Origin of the sequence: Leclercia adecarboxylata (assembly GCF_006874705.1) — a bacterium.
GTDB classification, from domain to species: Bacteria; Pseudomonadota; Gammaproteobacteria; order Enterobacterales; family Enterobacteriaceae; genus Enterobacter; species Enterobacter adecarboxylatus_C.
Window position 1 is genome coordinate 984,055 of record NZ_CP035382.1, and the last position, 25,826, is coordinate 1,009,880.

Below are 25,826 nucleotides of genomic sequence, written 5' to 3' on the forward strand. Positions count from 1 at the left end.
GAAAATTCCCAGAATATGTGAGCAAAGTCCTCTGTTTAGCTGGTTTTTTCTCATCGCCTTTCCGCGCAAGTCGATAAAAATGCCATCCATCTCACCTTATTGAAACGCTGTTTCGACCGCGATCACATTTCCACTATTTATTGAATGACGTGGATTTAAATCACAATAAAATAAATTAAAACGTCGTTTTACAAATTGAAAACGGTGGTTCATAAGTTTTAAAAAATTGAAACAACGGCCAGCAGCACCCGTACAGATTCCGTTTTAAACCATTAATTACCAGGTAGGTATGTATGAATGAAAACAAGATGTTGGGGCTGGCGTGGATATCACCCTACATAATTGGGTTGATACTTTTCACCGCCTTCCCCTTTGTTTCATCTTTCTTCCTCAGTTTTACTGAGTACGATTTGATGAGCCCGCCGGTATTTAACGGCATAGAGAACTATCGCTACATGTTTACGGAAGACACCCTCTTCTGGAAATCCATGGGCGTGACCTTTGCCTATGTCTTTTTAACTATCCCACTGAAACTGGCCTTTGCGCTGGGTATTGCGTTTGTTCTGAACTTTAAACTGCGCGGCATCGGCTTCTTCCGTACCGCTTACTATATTCCATCGATCCTCGGCAGTTCCGTGGCCATTGCCGTTCTGTGGCGCGCCCTGTTTGCTATTGATGGCCTGCTTAACAGCTTTATTGGCGTGTTTGGTTTTGACGCGGTGAACTGGCTTGGCGAACCTTCTCTGGCGCTGATGTCCGTGACCCTGCTGCGCGTATGGCAGTTCGGCTCCGCGATGGTGATCTTCCTCGCCGCCCTGCAGAACGTCCCGCAGTCGCAATATGAAGCGGCGATGATCGACGGCGCGTCCAAGTGGCAGATGTTCATGAAAGTGACCGTGCCGCTGATTACACCGGTGATCTTCTTTAACTTCATCATGCAGACCACCCAGGCGTTCCAGGAATTTACCGGTCCGTATGTTATTACCGGCGGTGGACCAACCTACTCCACCTACCTGTTCTCACTGTACATCTACGACACCGCATTCAAGTACTTTGACATGGGTTACGGCGCGGCACTGGCCTGGGTCCTGTTCCTGGTAGTCGCTGTCTTCGCCGCTATCGCCTTTAAGTCTTCGAAATACTGGGTGTTCTACTCCGCCGATAAGGGAGGCAAAAATGGCTGATATTCAACAACTCTCCACGGCGAGAAGCATCGCAGAACGTGAAGTGGCGCGGACGCTGCGTCGTGAAAAAATTAGCGCCAGCATTCGCTATGTGATCCTGCTGTTTGTTGGCCTGCTGATGCTCTACCCGCTGGTGTGGATGTTCTCGGCGTCGTTCAAACCGAACCACGAGATCTTCACCACCCTGAGCCTGTGGCCGGCACACGCTACCTGGGACGGCTTCATTAACGGCTGGAAAACCGGTACCGAGTACAACTTCGGTCATTACATGCTGAACACCTTCAAGTATGTGATCCCGAAAGTGATCCTGACCATTATCTCCTCCACCATCGTGGCGTACGGCTTTGCCCGCTTCGAGATCCCGTGGAAGAAGTTCTGGTTCGCAACGCTGATCACCACCATGTTGCTGCCAAGCACCGTGCTGCTGATCCCTCAGTACCTGATGTTCCGTGAAATGGGCATGCTGAACAGCTACATGCCACTGTACCTGCCGCTGGCCTTCGCTACGCAAGGGTTCTTCGTCTTCATGCTGATTCAGTTCCTGCGCGGCGTACCGCGTGACATGGAAGAGGCGGCGCAGATTGACGGTTGTAACTCCATTCAGGTGCTGTGGTACGTGGTGGTACCTATCCTGAAGCCGGCCATCATCTCCGTGGCACTGTTCCAGTTCATGTGGTCAATGAACGACTTTATCGGGCCGCTGATTTACGTCTACAGCGTGGACAAATACCCGATTGCACTGGCTCTGAAAATGTCCATCGACGTCACCGAAGGTGCGCCGTGGAACGAAATTCTGGCAATGGCGAGCATCTCCATTCTGCCATCCATCATTGTCTTCTTCCTGGCACAGCGCTACTTCGTACAGGGCGTAACCAGCAGCGGAATTAAAGGTTAAGAGGGAAATATCATGGCTGAAGTTATTTTCAACAAACTGGAAAAGGTTTACTCCAACGGCTTCAAAGCGGTACATGCTATCGACCTGAAAATCGCTGAAGGTGAATTCATGGTGATCGTCGGCCCGTCCGGCTGCGCGAAGTCCACCACCCTGCGTATGCTGGCCGGTCTGGAGACCATCAGCGGCGGCGAAGTGCGCATCGGCGACAAGATCGTCAACAACCTGGCGCCAAAAGAGCGTGGGATTGCGATGGTGTTCCAGAACTATGCGCTCTATCCACATATGACCGTGCGTGAAAACCTGGCCTTTGGCCTGAAGCTGAGCAAGCTGCCAAAAGCGCAGATTGAGGCTCAGGTTAACGAAGCGGCCAAAATCCTCGAGCTGGATGAGCTGCTCGACCGCCTGCCGCGCCAGCTCTCCGGCGGTCAGGCCCAGCGTGTGGCCGTAGGCCGTGCGATTGTGAAAAAGCCGGACGTGTTCCTGTTCGACGAACCGCTCTCTAACCTCGACGCCAAACTGCGTGCCTCGATGCGTATCCGTATTTCGGATCTGCACAAGCAGCTGAAGGCCTCCGGCAAACCGGCGACCACCGTCTACGTGACGCACGACCAGACCGAAGCGATGACCATGGGCGACCGCATCTGCGTGATGAAGCTCGGCCATATCATGCAGGTGGATACCCCGGACAACCTGTACCACAAACCGAAAAACATGTTCGTGGCCGGCTTTATTGGCTCACCGGAGATGAACATCCGCGCCAGCAAACTGGTGCAGCAGGACGGCCAACTCTCCCTGACCATCGGCAACCAGACCATGCCGTTAAGTCCGGAGCTGAAAGAGAAAGTCGCCGCGCATGTTGATCAGGACATTTTCTACGGTATCCGCCCTGATTTTGTCTCAATTTCCGATGAGCCCTTCGCCCAGGGCAGCTGCAGCGGCGAAATGGTCCGCGCCGAAAACATGGGACATGAATTCTTCGTTTACCTGAAAGTTGGCGAGTACGAACTGACTGCCCGAATTCCTTCCGATGAAGCTAAGCCGATGATTAACAAAGGCCTTCACCGTAAGGTGTACTTTAAGTTCGACATGAATAAGTGTCATATCTTTGACGCGAAAACTGAACAGAACATCTCTCTCTAATGGAGTTATAAAAATGAAAAAAGTGCTTTTAAGCGCCGTTATCTCCGCTACTTTTGGAATGAGTGCCCTACCCACTTTTGCTGCGGACAGCACCGATCTGCGTATGTCCTGGTGGGGCGGCAATGGCCGTCACCAGGTCACGTTGAAAGCTCTGGAAGAGTTCCACAAACAGAACCCGGATATTAACGTTAAAGCGGAATACACCGGCTGGGATGGTCACCTGTCGCGTCTGACCACGCAGATTGCGGGCGGCACCGAGCCGGACGTGATGCAGACCAACTGGAACTGGCTGCCGATCTTCTCTAAAAACGGCGACGGCTTCTACGACCTGAACAAAATGAAGGACGTTATCGATCTGACGCAGTTCGATCCTAAAGAGCTGCAGTCCACCACGGTGAACGGCAAGCTGAACGGTATTCCGATCTCCGTTACCGCGCGCGTCTTCTACTTCAACGATGAAGCCTGGAAAAAAGCGGGCGTTGAATACCCGAAAACCTGGGATGAGCTGATGGCGGCGGGTAAAGCCTTCGAAAGCAAACTGGGCAAACAGTACTATCCGGTGGTGCTGGAGCACCAGGATACGCTGGCGCTGCTGAACTCCTACATGATCCAGAAGTACAACATCCCGGCGGTCGACGAGCAGGCGAAGAAATTCTCCTACAGCAAAGAGCAGTGGGTTGAGTTCTTCCAGACCTATAAGAAGCTGATCGACAGCCACGTGATGCCGGACACCAAGTACTACGCGTCCTTCGGTAAGAGCAACATGTATGAGATGAAGCCGTGGATCGAGGGTGAATGGGGCGGGACCTACATGTGGAACTCCACCATCAAGAAATACTCCGACAACCTGAAGCCACCAGCGAAGCTGGAGCTGGGCAGCTATCCAATGCTGCCGGGCGCAACGGATGCCGGTCTGTTCTTTAAACCCGCCCAGATGCTCTCTATCGGGAAATCCACTAAGAACCCGGAAGCCGCAGCGAAAGTCATCAACTTCCTGCTGAACAGCAAAGAAGGCGTTGAAACCCTGGGCCTGGAGCGTGGCGTACCGTTGAGTAAAGTGGCGGTGAAATACCTGACTGAGGACGGCACCATCAAAGAGAACGATCCGGCGGTTGCGGGTCTGCGCCTGGCGCAGTCTCTGCCAGCTAAACTCTCCGTATCGCCATACTTTGACGATCCGCAGATCGTGGCCCAGTTCGGCACCTCCCTGCAGTACATCGACTATGGTCAGAAAACGGTAGAAGAGACTGCTGCTGACTTCCAGCGCCAGGCTGAACGTATCCTGAAACGCGCAATGCGCTAATTATCTTAGATTATCAATGCCCTACCGCTATGCGGTGGGGTATTTTTTTATCTGAAGGAACATACTATGAAAGGAAAAATCATCCCCCTGAATTTCCGTACCCGCCAGGACAGCCAGACCGGCCACGACGTGATACGGCTGACGCCTCCGCACATCATCTGTCACCGTAACTACTTCTATCAGAAATGCTTTACCCGCGATGGCAGCAAGCTGATCTTTGGCGGCGCCTTTGAGGGCCACTGGAACTACTACCTGCTGGACATTGAGCAGCAAAAAGCGACCCAGCTGACCGACGGCGCCGGAGACAACACCTTCGGTGGTTTCCTCTCCGCGGACGATAAATCTCTGTGGTACGTGAAAAATAGCCGCGAACTCAGGCGCGTCGATCTCGACAGTCTTGAAGAGTATGTGGTGTATGAGGTCGATAACGACTGGGTGGCCTACGGCACCTGGGTGGCGAACTCTGACTGTACGAAGCTGGTGGGCATCGAGATTAAGAAAAGCGACTGGCAGCCGCTCACCGACTGGAGCAAATTCCGCGCGTTCTACTTTACCAACCCGGAATGCCGCCTGATCAACATCGATCTGCAAACCGGTGAACGGCGGGTGATTTTGCAGGAAAAACGCTGGCTCGGACATCCGATTTACCGTCCGTTCGACGACAGCACCGTGGCATTTTGTCATGAAGGCCCGCGCGACGCGATCGATGCCCGGATGTGGCTGATCGGCGAAGATGGCAGTAATCTGCGCAAGGTACGCCAGCATGCCGCGGGCGAGAGCTTTACCCACGAGTTCTGGGTGCCGGACGGCTCAGCGCTCTGTTACGTGGCGCACAAGGAGAACGATCCGCAGCGCTACCTGTTCAGCGCCGATCCGCAAACGCTGGAGAATCGCCAGCTGATGGCGATCCCGCCCTGCTCTCACCTGATGAGTAACCACGATGGCTCGCTGATCGTCGGTGACGGCGCGCCGCACAATACCGGCGATATCAGCCTCAACGATCCCTTTATCTGGGTATTCGATATTGAACAAGGCACGCAAACCGCCATCTGCCAGCACAACACCAGCTGGAAAGTACTGGACGGCGATCGCCAGGTGACCCACCCGCATCCTTCGTTTTCACCGGACAATAAGTGGGTGCTGTACACCTCGGACGAAGAAGGAATGCCGGCGCTCTATCTCGCCCGGGTGTGAAAAAAGCCGGGTGGCGGCTACGCCTTACCCGGCTTACGGTTTTGTAGGCCCGGCAAGCAAAGCGCCGCCGGGCATTACCCTCACACGCCGATGTTTCTTAACTTCTCCCCTGACATCAGCTTGCGCTCAATATGCTCCAGGGTGACACCTTTGGTTTCCGGAATCAGCCAGAAGGTGATACCAATAAAGGCCACGTTCAGCACCGTATAAAGCCAGAAGGTCCCTGCCGCGCCGATAGAATCCAGCAGGGTCAGGAAGGTGGCGCCAATGATCATGTTCGACACCCAGTTAGTGGTGGTGGAACAGGTGATCCCGAAATCGCGGCATTTCAGGGGCTGAATTTCGGAGCACAGGATCCACACCACCGGCGCGGCGCTCATCGCGTATCCCGCGATGCACATCATCGTCATCCCCACAGAGAGCCAGGATAAGCTGCTGGACGCCGTACCGTTATCAAACTGCATCAGGCAGTAGCCGAGGATCAGTGTTCCCAGCGCCATCACGCTAAAACCAATTTTCAGGGCCGGCTTACGGCCCGCTTTATCGACGGTAAACACCGCAATAAAGGTGGCAAACATAAAGGTCAGCCCCACCACCAGCGTGGCGATCATCTGCTGTTCGGTAGTGGTGAACCCGGCCATTTTGAAAATACGTGGCGCGTAATACATGATGATATTCATGCCGGTAAACTGCTGCATCGCCTGCAGGAGCATGCCGAGAAATACCGCGCGACGGACGTTGCGGTTTATTTTGAACAACGACCAGCCACCCTGTTTCAGCTTGAGGCTTTCGCGGATCTCGTTCAGCTCTTCCCGCGCTTTCTCAGAGGTATCGCGCAGCATCCGCAGCACTTCTTCCGCCTCGACGTGACGCCCTTTTTGCGCCAGCCAGCGTGGACTGTTAGGCAAAAAGATCACCAGCACAATCAGCAATACCGCCGGTAATGCCAGTACACCCAGCATCGCGCGCCAGTTGCCGCTGTAGCTGAAATACGTATCAGAAAGAAAGGCCAGCACAATTCCGAGGGTCACCATCAGCTGGTACATGCTGATCATTTTGCCGCGAACGTTTTCGCTCGCCATCTCCGAGAGATACAGGGGGGCGGTGTAGGAGGCAATCCCCACGGCCACGCCGAGCAGCACGCGGGAGAGCAGCAGCACCTCCACGTTTGAGGCGAACGCAGAGCCAATCGAACCAGCGACAAACAAAACCGCCCCGACCATCAGGCTGTATTTTCGCCCCAGGCGGAACGAGAGCCAGCCGTTGAACAAGGCGCCCACCGCAGCGCCCAGCATCATGCTGCTCACCACCCACTCCTGCAGGCGATTGCTGAGCGTAAAGTGATCGGTGATAAAAGGTAGCGCACCGGCAATAACGCCGATATCCAGACCAAACAGCAGACCGGCCACCGCGGCGGAAACAGAGACAAACAGGTTCATCCTTCGGGTATCACGAAGGGCACGGGGCATAAATGTAGAGTCATTAATAGATGTCATATTTTCCTGCCTGAACAGCGTAAGACGTTAAACGAAATTACGAGAAACCCGGAAAAAGTGTCAGGTCGTATAACGTGAAAATATGGATTTATCGGCTGGTAGGGTGCGATCTGTGATGGACATTACACTTTAAAACAGAGGTTAATATTCACCACTTTTTGTTAAAAACATGATTTATAAACAATAAATATGTGACACCTGTCATTTTCGTAAAATGCTTATGGATTTTCCTCTTTTATTCATATGGACAATGGCTAATTCAGGGCAAAAAAAACCTCCGCCCAGGGCAGAGGTTTTTCGGCAGTGGCGAGAATTAACGCGCCAGCCAGCCGCCATCAACCGCGACGGTGTAGCCGTTGATGTAGTCAGACGCGCTGGAAGCCAGGAACACAACCGGCCCCATCAGATCGCTCGGCAGACCCCAACGACCCGCCGGGATACGCTCAAGGATCGCCGCGCTGCGCTCTTCATCAGCACGCAGCTGCTGGGTGTTGTTGGTAGCCATGTAGCCCGGAGCGATGGCGTTCACGTTGATGTTGTGCTGCGCCCATTCGTTCGCCAGCAGACGGGTAACGCCCATTACGCCGCTTTTGGAGGCGGTGTAAGAAGGCACACGGATGCCACCCTGGAAGGAGAGCATGGAAGCGATGTTGATGATTTTGCCGCCGTTGCCCTGCGCGATAAAGTGCTTCGCTGCCGCCTGAGACATGAAGAACACGCTCTTGATGTTCAGGTTCATAACGTCGTCCCAGTCCTGCTCGCTGAAGTTGATCGCGTCTTCGCGACGGATCAGACCGGCGTTGTTGACCAGAATGTCGATTTTACCGAATTCAGCCACAGCACGATCCAGCAGCTCAGGAATGGCGTCGATTTTGCGCAGATCAGCGGTCAGGCTCAGGAAACGACGGCCCAGCGCGGTCACACGCTCGATGGTCTCCTGCGGCTCAACGATGTTGATCCCGACGATGTCACAGCCCGCTTCCGCCAGGCCGACCGCCATACCCTGGCCCAGACCGGTATCACAACCGGTAACGACCGCAACTTTACCTTGCAGAGAAAATGCATCAAGAATCATTTTTTATCCTTTATCTTTCAGCGCCTGAACGAACAGGCAAGTTTGTGCTTAACTGCCCGCGACTAGCGCAGATCCTTAACGGCTACGTGGTCCATATCATCGAAGACCTGGTTTTCACCCACCATGCCCCAGATGAAGGTATAGGCACGCGTACCTACGCCAGAGTGAATAGACCAGCTTGGAGAAATGACGGCCTGCTCGTTATGCATCACGATATGGCGCGTCTCCTGCGGCTGACCCATCATATGGAATACACAGGCGTCTTCTTCCATATTGAAGTAGAAGTACACTTCCATGCGGCGCTCGTGGGTATGGCACGGCATGGTGTTCCACAGGTTGCCCGGCTCAAGCTCGGTCAGACCCATGCTGAGCTGGCAGGTCTCCAGCACATCAGGAACGAAATATTTATTGATGGTGCGGCGGTTGCTGGTGAGGTTGTCACCCAGGGTGACCGGTGAGACTTCCGCCGGGGTCACTTTTTTGGTCGGATAGGTGGTGTGTGCCGGGGCGCAGTTGTAGTAAAACTTCGCCGGTTTGCCGCTATCGACGCTGGCGAAGACCACTTCCTGCGCGCCTTTCCCGACGTACAGCGCGTCGCGATGGCCGATCTCATAGCACTGACCGTCAACGGTGATGGTGCCCGGGCCGCCGATGTTAATCACGCCCAGCTCACGACGCTCGAGGAAGAAGCTGACGCCGAGCTGCTTGCCCACTTCACCACCGACGGAGACCGTTTTGGCCACCGGCATGATGCCGCCAACGATGATGCGGTCAATGTGGCTGTACACCATGGTGTATTGATCAGCGACAAATACTTTCTCAACTAAAAACTCATCGCGCAGACCCTGGGTATCCAGCGTTTTTGCATGCGCGCTGTGGATGCTTTGTCTGACTTCCACATTAACCTCCAGAATTTATCGGCCCCGAAGGCCAGGATAATTAACAAAACGGTGTTCCGTTTTCGTGATGAGCACATATTATCTGCTGTGAAATGGGTTTTCAATTACATTTAAAACGATGTTTCACTTTTTCTGTTAGTTAATCTCAAAATTGCAGTTGCGATCACGATTGTCAGGGAGTTGACATCGCTTTCTTAAAACTAATTTTTAAAGCTCCCACTCTAATTTTTAAATTAAACAATAACTTACAAAAGAATAAAAAATTGACGCCGGGATGATAAAAATCTGAACAGATGTAAAGAGAATGATGAATTCGCGGGCTTTTCCTTCAGAAGTGCGCCACCAGTCACACACACTGAAACGATGTTTTGATATTTTAACACCCAGTTTTTAAACTCATATTTTACCGATCGGACTGCAGGTAAAACCCTGTCGTCGAATTCAAGGAGTGCATCATGGCAAAAGGCATGCGGGTCAAACTGAACTATGAGGTCAGTCGCGATCCGGATACAGGCGTGGAAGTCACCCGCCTGACCCCCCCTGAAGTTACCTGTCATCGTAACTACTTCTATCAAAAGTGTTTTTTCAACGACGGTAGTCATCTGCTGTTTGCTGGTGAATTCGATGGCCACTGGAACTACTATCTGCTGGATCTGAAAAAGGCCGAAGCGGTGCAGTTAACCGAAGGCGCGGGCGACAACACCTTTGGCGGCTTCCTGTCGCCGGATGATAAATCCCTCTATTACGTTAAGAATGATCGCACCCTGCTGGAAGTCAATCTGACGACGCTGGTTGAGCGCGAAGTGTATCGCGTGAGCGACGACTGGGTCGGCTACGGCACCTGGGTGGCCAACTCTGACTGTACCAAACTGGTGGGTATCGAAATTGCGAAGAGCGACTGGACCCCGCTGAACGACTGGAAAATCTTCCACGACTTCTTCCATAAAGGGCCGCACTGCCGCCTGCTGCGCGTCGATCTGCAGACCGGCGAAAGCAGCGTGATCCACGAAGAGAAAAACTGGCTCGGTCACCCGATCTACCGTCCGTTTGATGACAACACCGTCGCGTTCTGCCATGAAGGCCCGCACGATCTGGTGGATGCCCGCATGTGGCTGGTTAACGAAGACGGCAGCAACGTGCGTAAGGTTAAAGAGCATGCTGAAGGCGAAAGCTGCACCCACGAGTTCTGGGTACCGAACGGCTCGGCGCTGGTGTATGTCTCTTACCTGAAAGGCCAACAAGGCCGTACGGTGTATAGCTTCAATCCGGATACCGGCGAGAACAGCGCAGTGATGCAGATGCCGGCCTGTTCGCACCTGATGAGTAACTTTGACGGCACGCTGCTGGTGGGTGATGGTTCCGGCACGCCGGTTGATGTGAAAGACACCAGCGGCTATACCATCGATAACGATCCTTACCTGTATGCGTTTGACGTGGCGAAAAAAGCTTACTTCCGCGTCGCGCGTCACGATACCTCCTGGGCAACCGTGGCTAACAGCCGCCAGGTGACCCATCCGCATCCATCCTTTACCCCGGATGATAAAGCGGTCCTGTTTAGTTCCGATAAAGACGGCAAACCTGCTCTCTATATTGCGAAGCTTCCTGAGCAACCTGAACTGTTGCGTGAATAAAAGTTTGTGTTTGTGTTCCTGTAACTGGCCTTGCCCTTCTTTATGGAGGGCTTTTTTTTATCTGTCGATCGGTGAAGTCATAAATTGCAGGCATAAAAAAACCGGCTCGTTCGAGCCGGTTAATCCCGGAGGTACTGCTTGTTATTAGAACGAATATGCGACACCGACACGGAGACGGGTCTGACGCTCATCGGTCTCTTTCACACCGACGTTACCCACTTCACCATATGGGGCCCAGTTTTTATCAATTTTGTACGCCAGCTTGACGTTATATTCCTGGGAGTAATCTTTGTTGTTATTACGGATAGTGCCTTCGGAGCTTTTCGCGTATACGTAATTGAGCTCGGTACGCCAGTCGCCCATCACCCAGCCAACCCACGCATCGCCACGGTTAACTTTATCGTCGTCTTTATTCGAGCTTGACGGATAACGGGTGTAGTCATAACGGTAACGTGCGGCAACGTAGAAGCCATTATCGAAGCTATATTGCGCATGCAGATACGGTTTATAAATGGTGAAACTGTCTTTACTTTCAACGGTAAAGCCTGGTGTTAACGCAATATTCGGGGTTGCTTTCCAGCGCCAGCTAATCTGGTCTTCGTGACCATTACCTACCACATCGGAAAACGGCTGGTCAGCTTTATCGCCGCCGGATTTCCATTTCGCTTCTACTGAAAAACCAAAACCATTTTCGAAACGGTGTGAAACTGCCACGCGGTCTGCGTTGGTACCAGTATCAATGTATTCGTGACGCAGATCCACGGTGACAGCCTGAGCTGCGAAAGAAGCGCCAATAAGTGAAGCAAGGACCAGAGATTTCTTAAACATGGACAAACCCTCGTTTAAAATGATGTTTCGTTTTTATGGAATTGCATTTTATTTTTTTAAATACGTAATTTTAGTGATCATGATCGTAATTATTTGTTTCATTTTTTTTGGCAAAGCCAGGCGTGAGCAATATCAACAAAAGAGGGGTTTTAAGCGGAATTTAACGGTTCGGGATCACACTAAATTTTTATTAGCGACTCAGCGAATGCGGTAAATATTTCGAGGAAGTTTGAGAATCTACTTACAAGGGTAAAAATATGATGGAGCTCACAAACGAATAAGCCTCCGTGACGGGAGGCTTATTTAGGTTGATATATATCAAAGCGAATTAGCGTTCTATGGCGAGTGCCACACCCTGCCCGCCGCCAATGCACAACGTCGCCAGCCCTTTGCGGGCATCACGTTTCACCATCTCATGCACCAGCGAGACCAGAATACGGCAGCCAGACGCGCCAATGGGGTGGCCCAGCGCTATCGCCCCGCCGTTGACATTGACCCGGCGCTCATCCCACTCCAGCATTTTCCCTACCGAAAGCGCCTGGGCAGCAAAGGCTTCATTGACTTCGATCAGATCGACATCCGCCAGCTGCCACCCTGCCCGCTCCAGGCAGCGGCGCGTCGCATGCACCGGGGCGATTCCCATTAAGGCGGGATCCACGCCGACGCTGGCAAAGGCTTTAATGCGCGCCAGCACCGGCAGATTCAGCGCTTCGGCTTTGCTCTCGCTCATCATCATCACGGCGGCGGCACCGTCGTTGATAGAGGAGGCATTCCCGGCGGTGACCGAACCGGTGAGTTCAAAGGCAGGATTGAGCAACGCCAGCCCTTCTGCGCTGGCATCGGTACGCGGCTGTTCATCGGTATCCACCAGCAGATATTCACCGTTCTGCTTCTGCGCGTTGACCGGGACAATCTCATCCCGGAAACGGCCTGCGTCAATGGCGGCCCGGGCCTTATGTTGAGAGCTGAGGGCGTAGGCGTCCTGTCGTTCACGGGAGATACCATATTCCCGCGCCAGGTTTTCCGCCGTAACGCCCATATGGTAATCGTTGAAGGCATCCCACAGCCCGTCGTGCACCAGGCTGTCGATAAGCTGGCTGTTCCCCAGCTGAGCGCCCGTGCGGCTGTCGGTCAGAACGTGCGGCGCGCGGCTCATGTTCTCCTGACCACCGGCGATCACCACGTCGGCTTCACCGCACTGGATCGCCTGGGTTGCCAGGTGCAGCGCCTTAAGCCCGGAGCCACAGACGTCGTTGATGGTAATGGCAGAGACGGTGTTGGGTAATCCCCCTTTCAGCGCGGCCTGACGGGCAGGGTTTTGCCCGGCCCCTGCGGTCAGCACCTGCCCGAGGATCACCTCGTCGATCTCGTGGGCCTCAATGCCACTGCGCTCCACCAGCGCGCGGACCACCACGCTGCCCAGATCTACCGCCGAGTGGCGTGAGAGCGCTCCCTGGAAACAGCCAATTGCTGTGCGCAACGCACCCACTATCACGACGTCTTTCATCTCAACCTCTGCGCAAAATGACACCGCACATAGTAGAGTATTGTTATCAACTAATGATGTAATTGTTTAAAAAAAGTGAGTTTTATCACAAAGGATCGCGCACTCATTTTGCAGGCCCGGATGTAAAGCCCTGCATGTATTCACACAACTTATAATTTCCGCGCTAATTATAAGAGAACGCATTTGCATTATGACGGCACGACGATAAGTTAGGAGTGGCAAACACGCGTTTACACTGGAGTAACAAATGTCCGACTGTATCATTCCAGAAATAAAAGAATCAGAAGAAGAAATCATCGCCATCCGCCGTCATTTACATGCCAATCCCGAATTAAGTCTCGAAGAGTTTAATACCAGCAATCTGGTGGCTCGCCAGCTGGAAGGCTGGGGCTATCAGGTGACGCGGGAGATCGGAAAGACCGGCGTGGTCGGCTCGCTCAGCAAAGGCCAGGGCAGCAAATCCATCGGCCTGCGCGCCGATATGGATGCCTTACCGATCTTAGAAGCCACCGATTTGCCGTGGGCCAGTACCGTACCGGGCAAAATGCACGCCTGCGGCCACGACGGCCACACCGCGATTTTACTGGCCGCGGCGAAATACATTGCCTCGGATGCCTGCCAGTTTAACGGCACCGTGCACCTTATTTTCCAGCCTGCCGAAGAGGCGATTGGCGGCGCGGATTTAATGATTAAAGACGGGCTGTTTGACCGCTTCCCCTGCGACCGTATTTTCGCCCTGCACAATATGCCTTATCTGCCGACCGGTAAGTTTGGTTTCTATGAAGGCAACTTTATGGCCTCCGCCGACACCGTGAAAATTACCCTACAAGGGTACGGCGGTCACGGTGCGCACCCGGAACGCACCGTGGATCCGATTGTGACCGGGGCCGCCCTGATCATGTCCCTGCAGAGCATTGTGGCGCGTAACGTGCCGCCGGGTGAAACCGCGGTGGTGACCGTCGGCACCTTCCAGGCGGGCATTGCCTCTAACGTGATCCCGGACAGTGCGGTGATGGAGCTGACGGTGCGTTCGATGAAGCCGGAGATCCGCGACCTGCTGATCCGCCGGATTCAGGAGCTCACCGACTTCACCGCCCGCAGCTACGGCGCCACCAGCGAAGTGGAGATCTATGACTCCTACCCGGTGCTGGTGAACGATGCGGAACAGACCGCCTTCGCCCGCCAGTTGGCCGTCGAATTCTTTGGCGAGGATGCGGTACTCGAGAGCGTCTCCCCGTCCAACGGCAGTGAAGATTTCGCTTTTATGCTCCAGCAACGTCCGGGCAGCTATTTCCTGCTTGGCAACGGCGAGAAAGGGGAAAAAGGCGGCTGCATGGTGCATAACCCAGGCTACGACTTTAATGATGAGATCATTACCACCGGAGCCTCCTTCTTTGCCCGTTTGGTTGAAAACTATTGCCGTTAAGACAGGGACAGATAATGAAAAAATACCTTTTACCGCTGGTGGCACTGCTGGCAACGTCGTCTGCCCTGGCAGCAGAGACCAAAGAGCTGCGTTTTGGCGTGGATCCGACCTTTGCCCCCTTTGAATCGAAAAATCCGCAGGGCGAGGTGGTCGGTTTTGATATCGATCTGGGCAATGCCATCTGTAAGCAACTGCAGGCGAAATGCGTCTGGGTTGAAAGCAACTTCGACGGCATCATTCCGTCCCTGAAGGCGCGTAAATTTGATGCCATCCTCTCCGGGATGTACATCACCGACAAGCGTAAAGAGCAGATTGCCTTCAGCGACAAGATCTACAGCGGCCCGGCTTTCCTGGTGGCACGTAAAAACAGCCTCGCCAGCAACAGCGTGGATCAGCTGAAGGGGAAAACCATTGGCGTTGAGCAGGGTTCCGCCCAGGAAACTTATGCCAATGAGCAGTGGCGCGGCAAGGGCGTTAACGTGGTGGCCTACCAGGGTGCCGATCAGGTGATCCGCGACCTCGAGTCCGGGCGTATTGATGGCGCCGTGCTCTCCGGGGTGATGGCGGAATACAGCTTCCTCAATAAGCCGCAGGGTAAAGAGTTTGCTTTTGTCGGCAATGCGCTGCAGGACGATGCCCTGTTTGGCGCCGGGGCGGCCATTGGACTGCGCAAAGAGGATGACCAGCTGCGCCAGGAGCTGAACGGCGCTATCGCGGCGATCCTGGCGGACGGGACCTACAAAAAGCTCGCCTCACAATACTTCAGCTTCGATATTTACACCGGCAAGTAATGGTGTACCGCCCTTCAGCCACTGAAGGGCGGAGATTTCCAGTACTGGGTTAAGGCAGGCTCGTTGCCATTAATTGGATCCGACTCAGGAAACGGCAGCGCCACGATACGCGCCAGGATTGCCGGCGTTGCCGCCTGCTTACACAGATCGAACTCCATCCCCGGCGGATACGCCCCTACTACCTGAAAATCGAGCGTTGCAGATAAGCGGCAGTGCCCGGTTCCCGCAGGCAATAAAAGTGCGTCCCCGGCTTCGACCTCCATCTCTTCACCCCCAGGACCGCCAATCACCAGGCGCGCCGTTCCCCGGGCAACACCCAACACTTCATGAGCAGTCGAGTGGTAATGGTGATAGTCGAAAATCCCATCGCGCCACTGGGGCGGCCATCCGTTGTCGGCAAACCGTTGTTCAAACTGGCTGGCAAAATCGCCTTCCGATATTGCCCCTTTATAGATCAGCACCGGCAGATGAGGATTATTAGGCACCCAGTCTCTGGCTGAGAGCATCAGTACCCTGGGCGTAATGGTATTTTTAGCGGCCATGTCTCTTCTCGACGGTTAATTCACCCCATCAAGTGTAGTCCTTTTAGATTTCGGTACCGATCAGGGGAATGTCGTATTCATCACACAGGATCCGCCTGGTGCTGAAGCCAGTGCCGCAGCCAGTTTCCCGCCGTCCCCGGCGGAGAGCGCTTATTCCACACCAGATCGATCGCTACCGAACGCGGCCAGCCCGGCACGTTGAGCTGCACCAGGGCTTTCGCAGGGGAAAACTCTGCCACCAGCGCACAGGGCAGCGCGCACCAGCCGAAGCCCTGCACCGCCATGCTGAGCAACATCAGGTAGTTGGGCGCAGACCACACCGGCCCCTGGGCCAGCACCGGTTCGCGCTCCAGATAGGTGTTCAGGCGCAGCTCCCGCCAGCCGTGCAGTTCATCAGCTTCAGTGCGCTTTTGCGCGGCGAGGGGATGCGTGGCGGAGGTATAGATCGCCATGTGGGTCTGCATCGGCAGGCGAACGGCGGCAATGTCGGTGGGATAACTCTCCCGCGCCTCCGTGAGGCCGATGTGCGCCCGCCCTTTTTGCAGCAGGTCGATGACATCTTCTTCTTCACCGATGAGGCATTCGAATTCGGTATGGGGAAAACGCTCGTCAAAACGAAACAGCATCTCCTCCAGCACGTCCGGGTGCAGGGTGTCGGAGAGCACAAAGGCCAGCCGCGCTTCGGTCTCTTCACTGAGGGAGACCGCCAGCTCGTCAAGCCGCGCGCTGGCGGCGAGGATCGACTGAACGTAGCCCAGCACCTGTTTACCCTGGGCGGTGAGCACCGGCTGACGGGCGCTGCGATCGAACAGCGCGAAGCCGAGATCATCTTCCAGATGGGCGATGGCGGTGCTGATGGTGGACTGACTTTTGCGCAGGCGGCGGGCGGCAGCGGAGAACGAGCCGGCGGCAACCGTCTCGACAAACGCCGTTAAGGCTTCGGGGGAGTAGCGCATGATGTATCTACTTTATCGATGGAATCCAACTTTTATATATCAGTTTTAACGATAAAAATAGCGACCTGATTCTGCCCATCCTGGCAGGTTAATGAGGTATCAGGTTATGCAGCACGACGATATTCAACACCGAAAACTGCCGGAGCGTATCTTCCACGCCGTCTGTTTCGAGGGCATCGCCACGGCGATCCTCGCCCCGACCACCGCCTGGCTGATGCAGCGTCCGGTGCTGGAGATGGGCGGATTGACTATTCTGCTCGCCACCACGGCGATGATCTGGAATATCATCTATAACGCCGGTTTTGACAGACTGTGGCCGCGGCATATCGTTACCCGCACCGCCAAAGTTCGCGCCCTCCACGCCCTCGGCTTTGAGGTCGGGTTTATTTTTATCGGCGTCGGCATTGTGTCGCTGGTGCTGGGCGTAAGCCTGTTGCAGGCGTTTACCTTAGAGATTGGCTTCTTTATTTTCTTCCTGCCGTACACCATGGTCTATAACTGGGCGTACGACACCCTGCGCGATCGCCTCATGAAGCGACGCCAGCAGCGACAGCCTGCCACCTGGTAATCCCTCCGGCCGGAAATGCTTTCCGGCCTGCTTAAACCCGCGTCAGCCACCACGCCAACTGATGATTATGGTAAAATAGTCTCCTTTTTGTTGGTTTTATAGTTGATACTTTTCTCTCATGTCGAAAATATGGTCTAAAGAAGAGACCCTCTGGAGCTTTGCCCTGTACGGCACGGCCGTGGGCGCAGGAACCCTGTTTCTGCCCATCCAGCTGGGATCTGCGGGCGCTGTCGTCCTGTTTATCACCGCCCTTGTGGCATATCCATTCACCTACTGGCCCCACAAAGCGCTATGCCAGTTCATCCTCTCGGCAAAAACAAAAGGCAGCGAAGGGATCACCGGCGCGGTCACCCACTACTACGGTAAAAAGATCGGCAATCTAATCACCACGCTCTACTTTGTCGCCTTTTTTGTGGTGGTGCAGATCTACGCCGTGGCGATCACCAACTCGCTGACCGAACAGCTGGCGAAGCATATAACGGTGGACACCACCGTGCGGGTGCTGGTCAGTCTGGGCGTCGTGCTGGCGTTGAATCTGATCTTTTTGATGGGGCGTCATGTCACCATCCGGGTGATGGGCTTTCTGGTCTTTCCGCTGATTGCTTACTTCCTGCTGGTGTCGCTGTACCTCACCCACAGCTGGCAGCCCTCGCTGCTCACCAGCCAGATGACGGTGGATAAGCACACCCTGCACCAGGTGTGGATCTCTATTCCGGTGATGGTGTTCGCCTTCAGCCATACCCCGATTATTTCGACCTTTGCCGTCGACCGGCAGGAGAAATATGGCGACGCCGCGATGGGCAAATGCACCCGCATCATGAAGGTGGCGTACCTGATCATCTGCCTGAGCGTGCTGTTCTTTGTCTTCAGCTGCCTGCTGTCGATCCCGCCGTCCTATATCGTCGCCGCCAAAGAGGAAGGAGTCACTATTCTCTCCGCGCTCTCGATGATGCCCTCCTCCCCTTCCTGGCTTGGGATTTCCGGAATTGTTGTCGCCATCATCGCGATGTCGAAGTCGTTTCTCGGCACCTATTTTGGCGTGATTGAGGGGGCAACGGAGATAGTGAAATCAGGATTAAATCAGGTTGGGGTGAAGAAAAGCCGGGCCTTTAATCGGGCCGTGTCGGTGATGGGGGTCTCTCTGATCACTTTTGCGGTGTGCTGCATTAATCCCAATGCCATCTCGATGATCTACGCCATCAGCGGGCCGCTTATCGCCATGATCCTGTTTATCATGCCGACCCTGTCGACCTTCCTGATCCCGGCCCTGAAGCCTTACCGCTCCGTCGGCAATGTGCTGACGCTGATTGTCGGGGTGTTATGCGTGTCGGTAATGTTTATTGCTTAAAGCGGGGATGAGTGTGATAACGCTGCCGGGAAAGGCCATACAGCACGTGAGTGGCAAGCCGGTGATCGGCCGGCAGCGACGGGTGCAGAAAGTGCCCCTGTTTAATCATTCCCAGGCGTTGCATTAACGACTCAGAAGAGACGTTGTGGATGGAGGTAAAAGAGACCACCTCGTCCAGCTCCAGCACCTCAAAGGCATACGCCAGGCAGGCCGTTGCGGCTTCACAGGCAAACCCCTTGTGCCAGAACGGTTTTGCCAGTCGCCAGCCAATTTCAGTGCAGGGTGAAAATGAAAAACGGTCAGGCTGATGATGCAGGCCGACCATGCCGAGAAAGGTCCCGCTGGCCTTCTCCTCCACCGCCCAGAATCCCCAGCCGTTGAGGTCAATGAGCGCGTGAAAGCGCTCTGCCAGCGCATCGCTCTCTTCCCGGCTCAGGAGCGCGGGGAAGCAGCCCATCACCTCCGGGTCACTGTTCAGCGCGGCAAATGGCGCCAGATCCTCTGGTCGCCATTGCCGGAGCCGTACCCGTGCGGTTTCAGGCGCGGATATCGTCATACTCGCGGGTGTTATCAAATTCGTGTTTCGCAAACGGGCACAGAGGGATGATTTTGCGGTTCTCTGCGCGCATCTTTTCTACCACCTTCGCCACCAGCTGTTTGCCCACGCCCTGCCCTTTCAGGCTGGGATCGACATCGGTATGCTCAATAATGCTGAGGTGTTCGCCGGTGGGAACAAAGACAATTTCCGCGACCTGGTTGCCATCGGCATCATTCACATAAAACTTGTTATGGCCTTCCTGAATTTCCATGGGTTCTCGCTTATTTGTGGCGGTATTTGAGTGCGCCGCTTGGGCAGGTATCGATCACACGCACAACCGTATCAACATCCACTTCATCAGGGATGATCCACGGCTTACGTTTCAGGTTGAAGAGTCTGGCGCTGCCACGCACGCAGTTTCCCGCGTGCTGACAAATACCGGTATTGAAGTAGACATCAATTTTCTCACCGGTATAGGCCCGGTATCCCGCTTGCAGGAGATCGTTATCCATGACATTGCCTCTGTAATTATTATGAGTTTGGGAACAAGCATAGCGTTGGCGTGCAGCTTCAAAAAGTTAACATTTATTTAATGTATGAATCCAGCACCTTCAGCACGACATCAAGATCCTCTTCCCGCTTCACTTCATCGCCTTCATGAACGATATGCTCAGTGAGATGGCCCTTAATCACTTCCCGCATTAAGCCGTTTACCGCCCCGCGGATCGCCGCGATCTGCTGCAGCACCGCAGCACATTCGTGCGGCTCGTCCAGCATCTTTTTCAGCGCCGCGACCTGACCCTGAATTTTATTGGTGCGGGCTTTAAGCTTCTGTTTATCACGGATGGTATGCGACACGTGGCACCTCGTTAACCGAAAAATCAACGCTGATTGTAACATCGACGATCTACTGGGGGGTAGTATACTGTACTGGGGGGGAGTAGAATCAGGGCACCAACAACTCACAAACAACGCTTCTCATGAACGAATTTACCGCTCTTCTTCAGCAAGGTAATGCCTGGTTTTTTATTCCCAGCGCCATCTTATTAGGTGCTTTACACGGCCTGGAGCCCGGCCATTCCAAAACCATGATGGCGGCTTTTATCATCGCCATTAAAGGCACGGTGCGGCAGGCCGTGATGCTTGGGCTGGCCGCGACGATTTCCCATACCGCCATCGTCTGGCTGATTGCCTTTGGCGGGATGTACCTCAGCAACAGGTTCACCGCGGAATCGGCTGAGCCCTGGCTACAGGTGATCTCTGCGATCGTTATTCTGAGCACCGCGGTGTGGATGTTCTGGCGCACATGGCAAGGGGAGAAGAGCTGGCTGGAGGAGACGCAGGGGCATGCTGACCACCACCACCATGATCACCACCATGACCATGACCATGACCACCATGATCATCATCACGAACACGAACACGATCGTGCCGAGCTGGAAGGGCTGGAGGTCAATTCGAAGGCGTATCAGGATGCCCACGAGCGCGCTCATGCCCATGATATTCAGCGCCGCTTCGCCGGCAGAGAGGTAACTAACGGGCAGATCCTGCTGTTCGGCCTCACCGGAGGTCTGATCCCCTGCCCGGCCGCCATCACCGTACTGCTTATCTGTATCCAGCTGAAAGCCTTAACCCTGGGCGCAACGCTGGTGGTCAGTTTCAGCATGGGGCTGGCGCTTACCCTGGTGACCGTTGGCGTAGGGGCCGCGGTGAGCGTACGTCAGGTGGCAAAACGCTGGAGCGGGTTTAATACGATGGCCAGGAGAGCCCCCTACTTCTCCAGCGTGCTGATTGGGCTGGTGGGGATTTATATGGGGATCCATGGTTTTTTGGGCGTAATGCGATAAATCGCTGATAACCATGTTTATTGTATTGTCTTTAAGGTAGTCTGTTTTCTTTATCAGCAGACTGCCCGGAGCGCCTGAATGACGATGGATAACCCCCTCTATTTGAAAGGATTAGTTGTTATATTGCTTGCCTTTTGGGCATGGGACGCAATCAAAACAAAGCGAAAAAAACGATCTGCTGACCCAGCCATTGCACACGCTGATGCCAGGGAACGCAACGCATGGCGCTATGTCAGATGGGGGTTTCGGGTAATACAGATCGCCTGTGCGCTCTATTTTGTACAGATGCTGATTCAGATCTTACTGGCGTAGGTTTGCAGGGAGTAAGGGAACAGACAAAGGAATTATGGAGCGGGCGAAGGGAATCGAACCCTCGTATAGAGCTTGGGAAGCTCTCGTTCTACCATTGAACTACGCCCGCTTTGAGGTGCGTAAAGCATTATAGACCTTACGCCTCTTCTGACAAGACTCCCGTACGCTAACCGGCGATTTAATAACCACTTAGCACTTCGGTTTGCCGCCCGGCGCCGGTAAATAGCGTACCGGATCGATCGCCGTCGCCTTATAACGGATCTGGAAATGCAGCGCCACGGTATTGGAGCCGGTGCTGCCCATGGTGGCGATCTTCTGCCCGGCCTTCACGTTTTGTCCGTTATTCACCAGCAGAGTGTCGTTATGGGCATAGGCGGTGATGTAGTCCTCGCCATGCTTAATCATGATCAGGTTGCCATAACCGCGCAGCTGGTTGCCGACATAGACCACCTTGCCCGCATCAGAAGCATACACAGGCGACCCGCGGGTACCGGCGATATCAATCCCTTTATTTCCCCCTTCTGCGGTGGAGTAGGGTATCACCACTTTTCCGCTGGCAGGCCAGACCCAGCAGCGCTGCCCGACGGGCGGCCAGGAGGACTTAGGTACGGCGTAAGAAGGCGTGACCGCGGCGGTTTTACCTTTGCTCTTTGAAGAGGATTTTTTGGCCGTGGCGCTGCTGCCGTTTACCTTCAGCTTTTGTCCCACTTCAATGGTGTAAGGTGGCGAAATATTATTCAGACGCGCCAGATCCCTCACGCTGGTGCCGGTCGTACGCGAGATGCGGTACAGCGTATCGCCGCGTTTAACGGTATACACAGGACCAGAATCCGATGCCTGATTGCCCGCGCATCCCGCCAGCAACAGGGCCAGGATCAGGCAAAACAGAGCAGAAACGGGTTTTTTCATCGGGCTTCCTGCAAACAAAACAGTTCCTCGGTCAACGTGAATGGCCGCGCTATGATAGCAGCCCCGACTGATATGGGTCAGCCCTTTTCCGCTCTGGGCGACAAACCGTTCGTATAAGAATGCAGTATAATAATGCCGCTGATGGTGCTGAACCATCTGGCATGTTTGGTACTGGAGCACGAATGAGTATTCAAGAACACGTTATTTTGGTAAACGACCAGGGAATGGTGATTGGCACTCAGGAAAAATATGCCGCACACACCTCTCATACCCCACTGCACCTGGCATTCTCCTCCTGGCTCTTTAACGCCAATGATGAATGCCTGATTACCCGACGCGCACTGAGCAAAAAAGCCTGGCCCGGCGTCTGGACGAACTCGGTCTGCGGCCATCCGCAGTCTGGCGAAGAGACAGAACAGGCAATAATCCGCCGCTGCCGTTTCGAAGTGGGTGCCGAAATTGCCAATATCACCCCCGTTGCGCCTGAGTTTCGCTACCGTAAAATCGACCCTTCCGGGATTGTTGAAAACGAAATTTGCCCGGTATTTGCCGCTCGCATCACGAATGAAATAACAATAAATGATGATGAAGTGATGGATTATCAGTGGGTTGAGCTGGAGGCATTATTCCGCGCGCTGGATGCCACGCCCTGGGCCTTTAGCCCGTGGATGGTCATGGAAGCGAGTACGGCTCGCGAGGCACTCAGAGCCTTCGCGGCGCAATAAAAAAGCCCCTTTCGGGGCTTTTTTTACATCTTAACGCTTACTTCACCGGACGCATCGCCGGGAACAGGATCACGTCGCGGATGGTGTGGCTGTTGGTGAACAGCATAACCATACGGTCGATACCAATACCCAGGCCCGCTGTTGGCGGCAGGCCGTGCTCCAGCGCGGTCACGTAGTCTTCGTCGAAGAACATCGCTTCGTCGTCGCCTGCGGCTTTCGCATCAACTTGGTCCTGGAAGCGCTGCGCCTGATCTTCTGCATCGTTCAGCTCGCTAAAGCCGTTGCCGATTTCGCGGCCACCGATGAAGAATTCAAAGCGGTCGGTGATCTCCGGGTTCTCGTCATTACGACGCGCCAGCGGAGAAACCTCTGCCGGGTACTCGGTGATGAAGGTCGGCTGAATCAGGTGCGCTTCGGCCACTTCTTCGAAGATCTCGGTCACGATACGGCCCAGACCCCAGCTCTTCTCAACCTTGATACCGATGCTTTCGGCGATCGCTTTCGCAGAATCGAAGTTATCCAGATCGGCCATCTCGGTTTCCGGACGGTACTTCTTGATCGCTTCGCGCATGGTCAGCTTAACGAACGGCTTGCCGAAATCGAAGACCTCTTCACCGTAAGGCACTTCAGTGGTGCCCAGAATGTTCTGCGCCAGAGTACGGAACAGAGATTCGGTCAGCTCGATCAGATCTTTGTAATCCGCATACGCCATATAGAGTTCCATCATGGTGAACTCTGGGTTATGACGTACGGAGATGCCTTCGTTACGGAAGTTACGGTTGATCTCGAATACGCGGTCGAAACCACCAACCACCAGACGCTTCAGGTACAGTTCCGGCGCGATACGCAGGTACATGTCGAGGTCCAGGGCGTTGTGATGGGTGATGAATGGACGCGCGGACGCACCGCCCGGGATCACCTGCATCATTGGGGTTTCCACTTCCATAAAGTCGCGGGCTACCATGAACTGACGAATGCCAGCCATAATCTGGGAGCGAATTTTGAAGGTGTTGCGGGATTCATCGTTAGAAATGAGATCCAGGTAGCGCTGACGGTAGCGCGCTTCCTGATCCTGCAGGCCGTGGAACTTGTCCGGCAGCGGGCGCAGGGCTTTTGTCAGCAGACGCAGCTCGGTGCAGTGAATGGACAGCTCGCCGGTCTTGGTTTTGAACAGCTTGCCTTTAGCGCCGAGGATATCGCCCAGGTCCCATTTCTTGAACTGCTCGTTGTAGATCCCTTCCGGCAGATCGTCGCGGGAAACGTACAGCTGGATGCGGCCACCCACGTCCTGCAGCGTAATAAAGGAGGCTTTACCCATGATACGACGGGTCATCATGCGGCCTGCAACGGCCACTTCGATGTTCAGCGCTTCCAGCTCTTCGTTCTCTTTAGCGTCGAAGTCAGCGTGCAGTTGGTCTGAGGTACGATCGCGACGGAAATCGTTCGGGAACGGCACGCCCTGCTCGCGCAGTGCAGCCAGCTTCTCGCGGCGGGTTTTCAGTTCATTGTTAAGATCGACGACCGCGTCAGCGCCCTGTGCTTGTTGTTCAGACATGTTGGTTCCTCATAACCCTGCTTTCAGACTTGCTTCGATAAATTGGTCCAGGCTGCCATCCAGCACCGCCTGCGTGTTACGGGTTTCGACACCGGTACGCAGGTCTTTGATGCGGGAGTCATCAAGGACGTAAGAACGGATCTGGCTGCCCCAGCCGATGTCAGATTTGTTATCTTCCATCGCCTGCTTCTCAGCATTTTTCTTTTGCATCTCCAGTTCATAAAGCTTCGCTTTCATCTGCTTCATGGCCTGATCTTTGTTTTTATGCTGGGAACGGTCGTTCTGGCACTGTGTTACCAGCCCGGTCGGCAGGTGAGTAATACGCACCGCGGATTCCGTACGGTTAACGTGCTGACCGCCCGCACCGGAGGCGCGGTAAACGTCGATACGCAGATCCGCCGGGTTGATTTCGATATCGATATCGTCCTTCACTTCCGGATAGACAAACGCGGAACTGAAAGAGGTGTGACGACGGCCGCCGGAATCGAACGGGCTCTTACGCACCAGGCGGTGAACGCCGGTTTCGGTACGCAGCCAGCCGTAGGCGTAATCGCCAATAATTTTAACGGTGACAGATTTCAGGCCTGCCACTTCGCCTTCAGACTCTTCAATGATCTCGGTCTTAAAGCCGCGGGCTTCAGCCCAGCGCAGGTACATACGGGTCAGCATGCTGGCCCAGTCCTGTGCTTCTGTGCCGCCGGAACCGGCCTGGATATCCAGGTAGCAGTCGGCGCTGTCGTATTCACCGGAGAACATGCGACGGAATTCCAGCTGGGCCAGCTTCTCTTCCAGCACGTCGAGTTCTGCCACGGCTTCGTTGAAGGTCTCTTCGTCGTCGGCCTCAACGGCCAGCTCCAGCAGGCCGGACACGTCATCCAGACCCTGCGCCATCTGATCCAGCGTATCGACGATAGCTTCCAGAGAGGAACGCTCTTTACCCAGCGCCTGTGCGCGTTCAGGTTCGTTCCAGACGTCCGGCTGTTCCAGCTCGGCGTTTACTTCTTCGAGACGCTCTTTCTTGGCATCGTAGTCAAAGATACCCCCTAAGAACGTCGGAGCGCTCCGTGAGGTCCTGAATGCGGTTTTTTACCGGATTAATTTCAAACATGGTCTGTTTTCTTTTATGGACTAGTCAAAATGCGGAGATAAGGGCGGAA

General features: G+C 54.4%; 27 protein-coding genes and 1 tRNA gene. 13 read left to right on the forward strand and 15 right to left on the reverse strand.

The window, feature by feature from the left end:
- The first annotated feature begins 293 nt into the window (after positions 1-293).
- The 5 genes from ES815_RS05570 (at position 294) to ES815_RS05590 (ending at position 5,716) form a co-directional block, all read left to right on the forward strand.
- Complete coding sequence (locus ES815_RS05570; RefSeq protein ID WP_032613798.1) at positions 294-1,184, forward strand: carbohydrate ABC transporter permease; 891 nt, start codon at positions 294-296, stop codon at positions 1,182-1,184.
- A complete protein-coding gene (locus ES815_RS05575; RefSeq protein WP_032613800.1) occupies positions 1,177-2,079 on the forward strand; it encodes a carbohydrate ABC transporter permease in 903 nt (300 codons plus the stop codon). Before ES815_RS05570 ends, ES815_RS05575 begins: the two co-directional genes overlap by 8 nt.
- A 12-nt stretch (positions 2,080-2,091) precedes the next feature.
- A complete protein-coding gene (locus ES815_RS05580) occupies positions 2,092-3,219 on the forward strand; it encodes an ABC transporter ATP-binding protein (RefSeq protein WP_142486983.1) in 1,128 nt (375 codons plus the stop codon).
- Between the two features lie 13 nt (positions 3,220-3,232).
- The gene (locus ES815_RS05585; protein WP_142486984.1) at positions 3,233-4,522 is read left to right on the forward strand and encodes an ABC transporter substrate-binding protein; all 1,290 of its coding nucleotides are present in this window, start codon (positions 3,233-3,235) and stop codon (positions 4,520-4,522) included.
- A 66-nt stretch (positions 4,523-4,588) separates the two neighbouring features.
- Positions 4,589-5,716, forward strand: coding sequence for an oligogalacturonate lyase family protein (locus ES815_RS05590; protein ID WP_142486985.1), 1,128 nt, complete (start codon positions 4,589-4,591; stop codon positions 5,714-5,716).
- An 80-nt stretch (positions 5,717-5,796) separates the two neighbouring features.
- Here the strand turns inward: ES815_RS05590 and ES815_RS05595 are convergent, their stop codons facing one another.
- The 3 genes from ES815_RS05595 to kduI form a co-directional block, all read right to left on the reverse strand.
- Positions 5,797-7,212: a sugar porter family MFS transporter gene (locus tag ES815_RS05595; protein ID WP_142486986.1), complete on the reverse strand. Its 1,416-nt coding sequence runs from the start codon at positions 7,210-7,212 to the stop codon at positions 5,797-5,799.
- Between the two features lie 313 nt (positions 7,213-7,525).
- Entirely contained in the window at positions 7,526-8,287 is a 762-nt protein-coding gene (gene kduD, locus ES815_RS05600; RefSeq protein ID WP_032613810.1) for a 2-dehydro-3-deoxy-D-gluconate 5-dehydrogenase KduD, read from the reverse strand.
- Between the two features lie 62 nt (positions 8,288-8,349).
- A complete protein-coding gene (gene kduI / locus ES815_RS05605) occupies positions 8,350-9,186 on the reverse strand; it encodes a 5-dehydro-4-deoxy-D-glucuronate isomerase (protein WP_142486987.1) in 837 nt (278 codons plus the stop codon).
- Positions 9,187-9,641: 455 nt separating this feature from the next.
- Here kduI and ES815_RS05610 point away from each other — a divergent pair, with 455 nt between their 5' ends.
- Entirely contained in the window at positions 9,642-10,817 is a 1,176-nt protein-coding gene (locus ES815_RS05610; protein WP_142486988.1) for an oligogalacturonate lyase family protein, read from the forward strand.
- Positions 10,818-10,961: 144 nt separating this feature from the next.
- Here the strand turns inward: ES815_RS05610 and ES815_RS05615 are convergent, their stop codons facing one another.
- Positions 10,962-11,645 (reverse strand): porin, encoded by a 684-nt coding sequence (locus tag ES815_RS05615; protein ID WP_142486989.1) that lies wholly within the window; start codon positions 11,643-11,645, stop codon positions 10,962-10,964.
- A 328-nt stretch (positions 11,646-11,973) separates the two neighbouring features.
- Complete coding sequence (locus tag ES815_RS05625; RefSeq protein ID WP_142486991.1) at positions 11,974-13,152, reverse strand: acetyl-CoA C-acetyltransferase; 1,179 nt, start codon at positions 13,150-13,152, stop codon at positions 11,974-11,976.
- Between the two features lie 247 nt (positions 13,153-13,399).
- Between ES815_RS05625 and ES815_RS05630 the strand changes: the two genes are divergently transcribed.
- Entirely contained in the window at positions 13,400-14,578 is a 1,179-nt protein-coding gene (locus ES815_RS05630) for a M20 aminoacylase family protein (RefSeq protein ID WP_142486992.1), read from the forward strand.
- 14 nt (positions 14,579-14,592) lie between these two features.
- Positions 14,593-15,369 (forward strand): ABC transporter substrate-binding protein, encoded by a 777-nt coding sequence (locus tag ES815_RS05635; protein WP_142486993.1) that lies wholly within the window; start codon positions 14,593-14,595, stop codon positions 15,367-15,369.
- 14 nt (positions 15,370-15,383) lie between these two features.
- Here the strand turns inward: ES815_RS05635 and ES815_RS05640 are convergent, their stop codons facing one another.
- Together ES815_RS05640 and ES815_RS05645 are read right to left on the reverse strand one after the other, a co-directional pair.
- On the reverse strand, positions 15,384-15,911 hold the full coding sequence (locus tag ES815_RS05640; protein ID WP_142486994.1) for a cupin domain-containing protein: 528 nt from the start codon (positions 15,909-15,911) through the stop codon (positions 15,384-15,386).
- An 80-nt stretch (positions 15,912-15,991) separates the two neighbouring features.
- Positions 15,992-16,867, reverse strand: coding sequence for a LysR family transcriptional regulator (locus ES815_RS05645; protein ID WP_142486995.1), 876 nt, complete (start codon positions 16,865-16,867; stop codon positions 15,992-15,994).
- Between the two features lie 106 nt (positions 16,868-16,973).
- Between ES815_RS05645 and ES815_RS05650 the strand changes: the two genes are divergently transcribed.
- Positions 16,974-17,435, forward strand: a complete 462-nt coding sequence (locus tag ES815_RS05650; protein ID WP_142490019.1) for a multidrug/biocide efflux PACE transporter — start codon at positions 16,974-16,976, stop codon at positions 17,433-17,435.
- Between the two features lie 118 nt (positions 17,436-17,553).
- Positions 17,554-18,783 (forward strand): amino acid permease, encoded by a 1,230-nt coding sequence (locus ES815_RS05655; protein WP_142486996.1) that lies wholly within the window; start codon positions 17,554-17,556, stop codon positions 18,781-18,783.
- On the opposite strand, the gene ES815_RS05660 is transcribed toward ES815_RS05655, so the two are convergent.
- From ES815_RS05660 to rcnR, 4 genes are all read right to left on the reverse strand, one after another.
- Complete coding sequence (locus ES815_RS05660; protein WP_142486997.1) at positions 18,773-19,339, reverse strand: GNAT family N-acetyltransferase; 567 nt, start codon at positions 19,337-19,339, stop codon at positions 18,773-18,775. The two genes, ES815_RS05655 and ES815_RS05660, sit on opposite strands and share 11 nt — an antisense overlap.
- Positions 19,320-19,592, reverse strand: a complete 273-nt coding sequence (locus ES815_RS05665) for a GNAT family N-acetyltransferase (RefSeq protein WP_142486998.1) — start codon at positions 19,590-19,592, stop codon at positions 19,320-19,322. Before ES815_RS05665 ends, ES815_RS05660 begins: the two co-directional genes overlap by 20 nt.
- A gap of 10 nt (positions 19,593-19,602) precedes the next feature.
- On the reverse strand, positions 19,603-19,833 hold the full coding sequence (yjdI, locus tag ES815_RS05670; protein WP_103792598.1) for a 4Fe-4S mono-cluster protein YjdI: 231 nt from the start codon (positions 19,831-19,833) through the stop codon (positions 19,603-19,605).
- 73 nt (positions 19,834-19,906) lie between these two features.
- Entirely contained in the window at positions 19,907-20,179 is a 273-nt protein-coding gene (gene rcnR / locus ES815_RS05675) for a Ni(II)/Co(II)-binding transcriptional repressor RcnR (RefSeq protein ID WP_142486999.1), read from the reverse strand.
- A gap of 122 nt (positions 20,180-20,301) precedes the next feature.
- On the opposite strand from rcnR, the gene ES815_RS05680 reads away from it, so the two are divergent.
- Both ES815_RS05680 and ES815_RS05685 read left to right on the forward strand, forming a co-directional pair.
- Positions 20,302-21,168, forward strand: coding sequence for a nickel/cobalt efflux protein RcnA (locus ES815_RS05680; RefSeq protein WP_142487000.1), 867 nt, complete (start codon positions 20,302-20,304; stop codon positions 21,166-21,168).
- A 78-nt stretch (positions 21,169-21,246) separates the two neighbouring features.
- A complete protein-coding gene (locus ES815_RS05685; protein WP_231313711.1) occupies positions 21,247-21,480 on the forward strand; it encodes a hypothetical protein in 234 nt (77 codons plus the stop codon).
- A gap of 35 nt (positions 21,481-21,515) precedes the next feature.
- Here ES815_RS05685 and ES815_RS05690 read toward each other — a convergent pair.
- Together ES815_RS05690 and actS are read right to left on the reverse strand one after the other, a co-directional pair.
- Positions 21,516-21,589 (reverse strand) — tRNA-Gly (locus ES815_RS05690).
- An 80-nt stretch (positions 21,590-21,669) separates the two neighbouring features.
- Positions 21,670-22,407, reverse strand: a complete 738-nt coding sequence (actS, locus tag ES815_RS05695) for an amidase activator ActS (RefSeq protein ID WP_409518823.1) — start codon at positions 22,405-22,407, stop codon at positions 21,670-21,672.
- A 164-nt stretch (positions 22,408-22,571) separates the two neighbouring features.
- Here actS and idi point away from each other — a divergent pair, with 164 nt between their 5' ends.
- Positions 22,572-23,114, forward strand: coding sequence for an isopentenyl-diphosphate Delta-isomerase (gene idi / locus ES815_RS05700; RefSeq protein ID WP_142487002.1), 543 nt, complete (start codon positions 22,572-22,574; stop codon positions 23,112-23,114).
- A 37-nt stretch (positions 23,115-23,151) separates the two neighbouring features.
- Here the strand turns inward: idi and lysS are convergent, their stop codons facing one another.
- Complete coding sequence (lysS, locus tag ES815_RS05705) at positions 23,152-24,669, reverse strand: lysine--tRNA ligase (protein WP_142487003.1); 1,518 nt, start codon at positions 24,667-24,669, stop codon at positions 23,152-23,154.
- 9 nt (positions 24,670-24,678) lie between these two features.
- Positions 24,679-25,777 (reverse strand): peptide chain release factor 2 gene (gene prfB, locus ES815_RS05710; RefSeq protein ID WP_142487004.1). Its coding sequence is split into 2 segments (ribosomal slippage): positions 24,679-25,701 and positions 25,703-25,777, totalling 1,098 coding nucleotides; the frame shifts between segments, so codons are not numbered across the junction.
- Positions 25,778-25,826 lie beyond the last annotated feature (49 nt).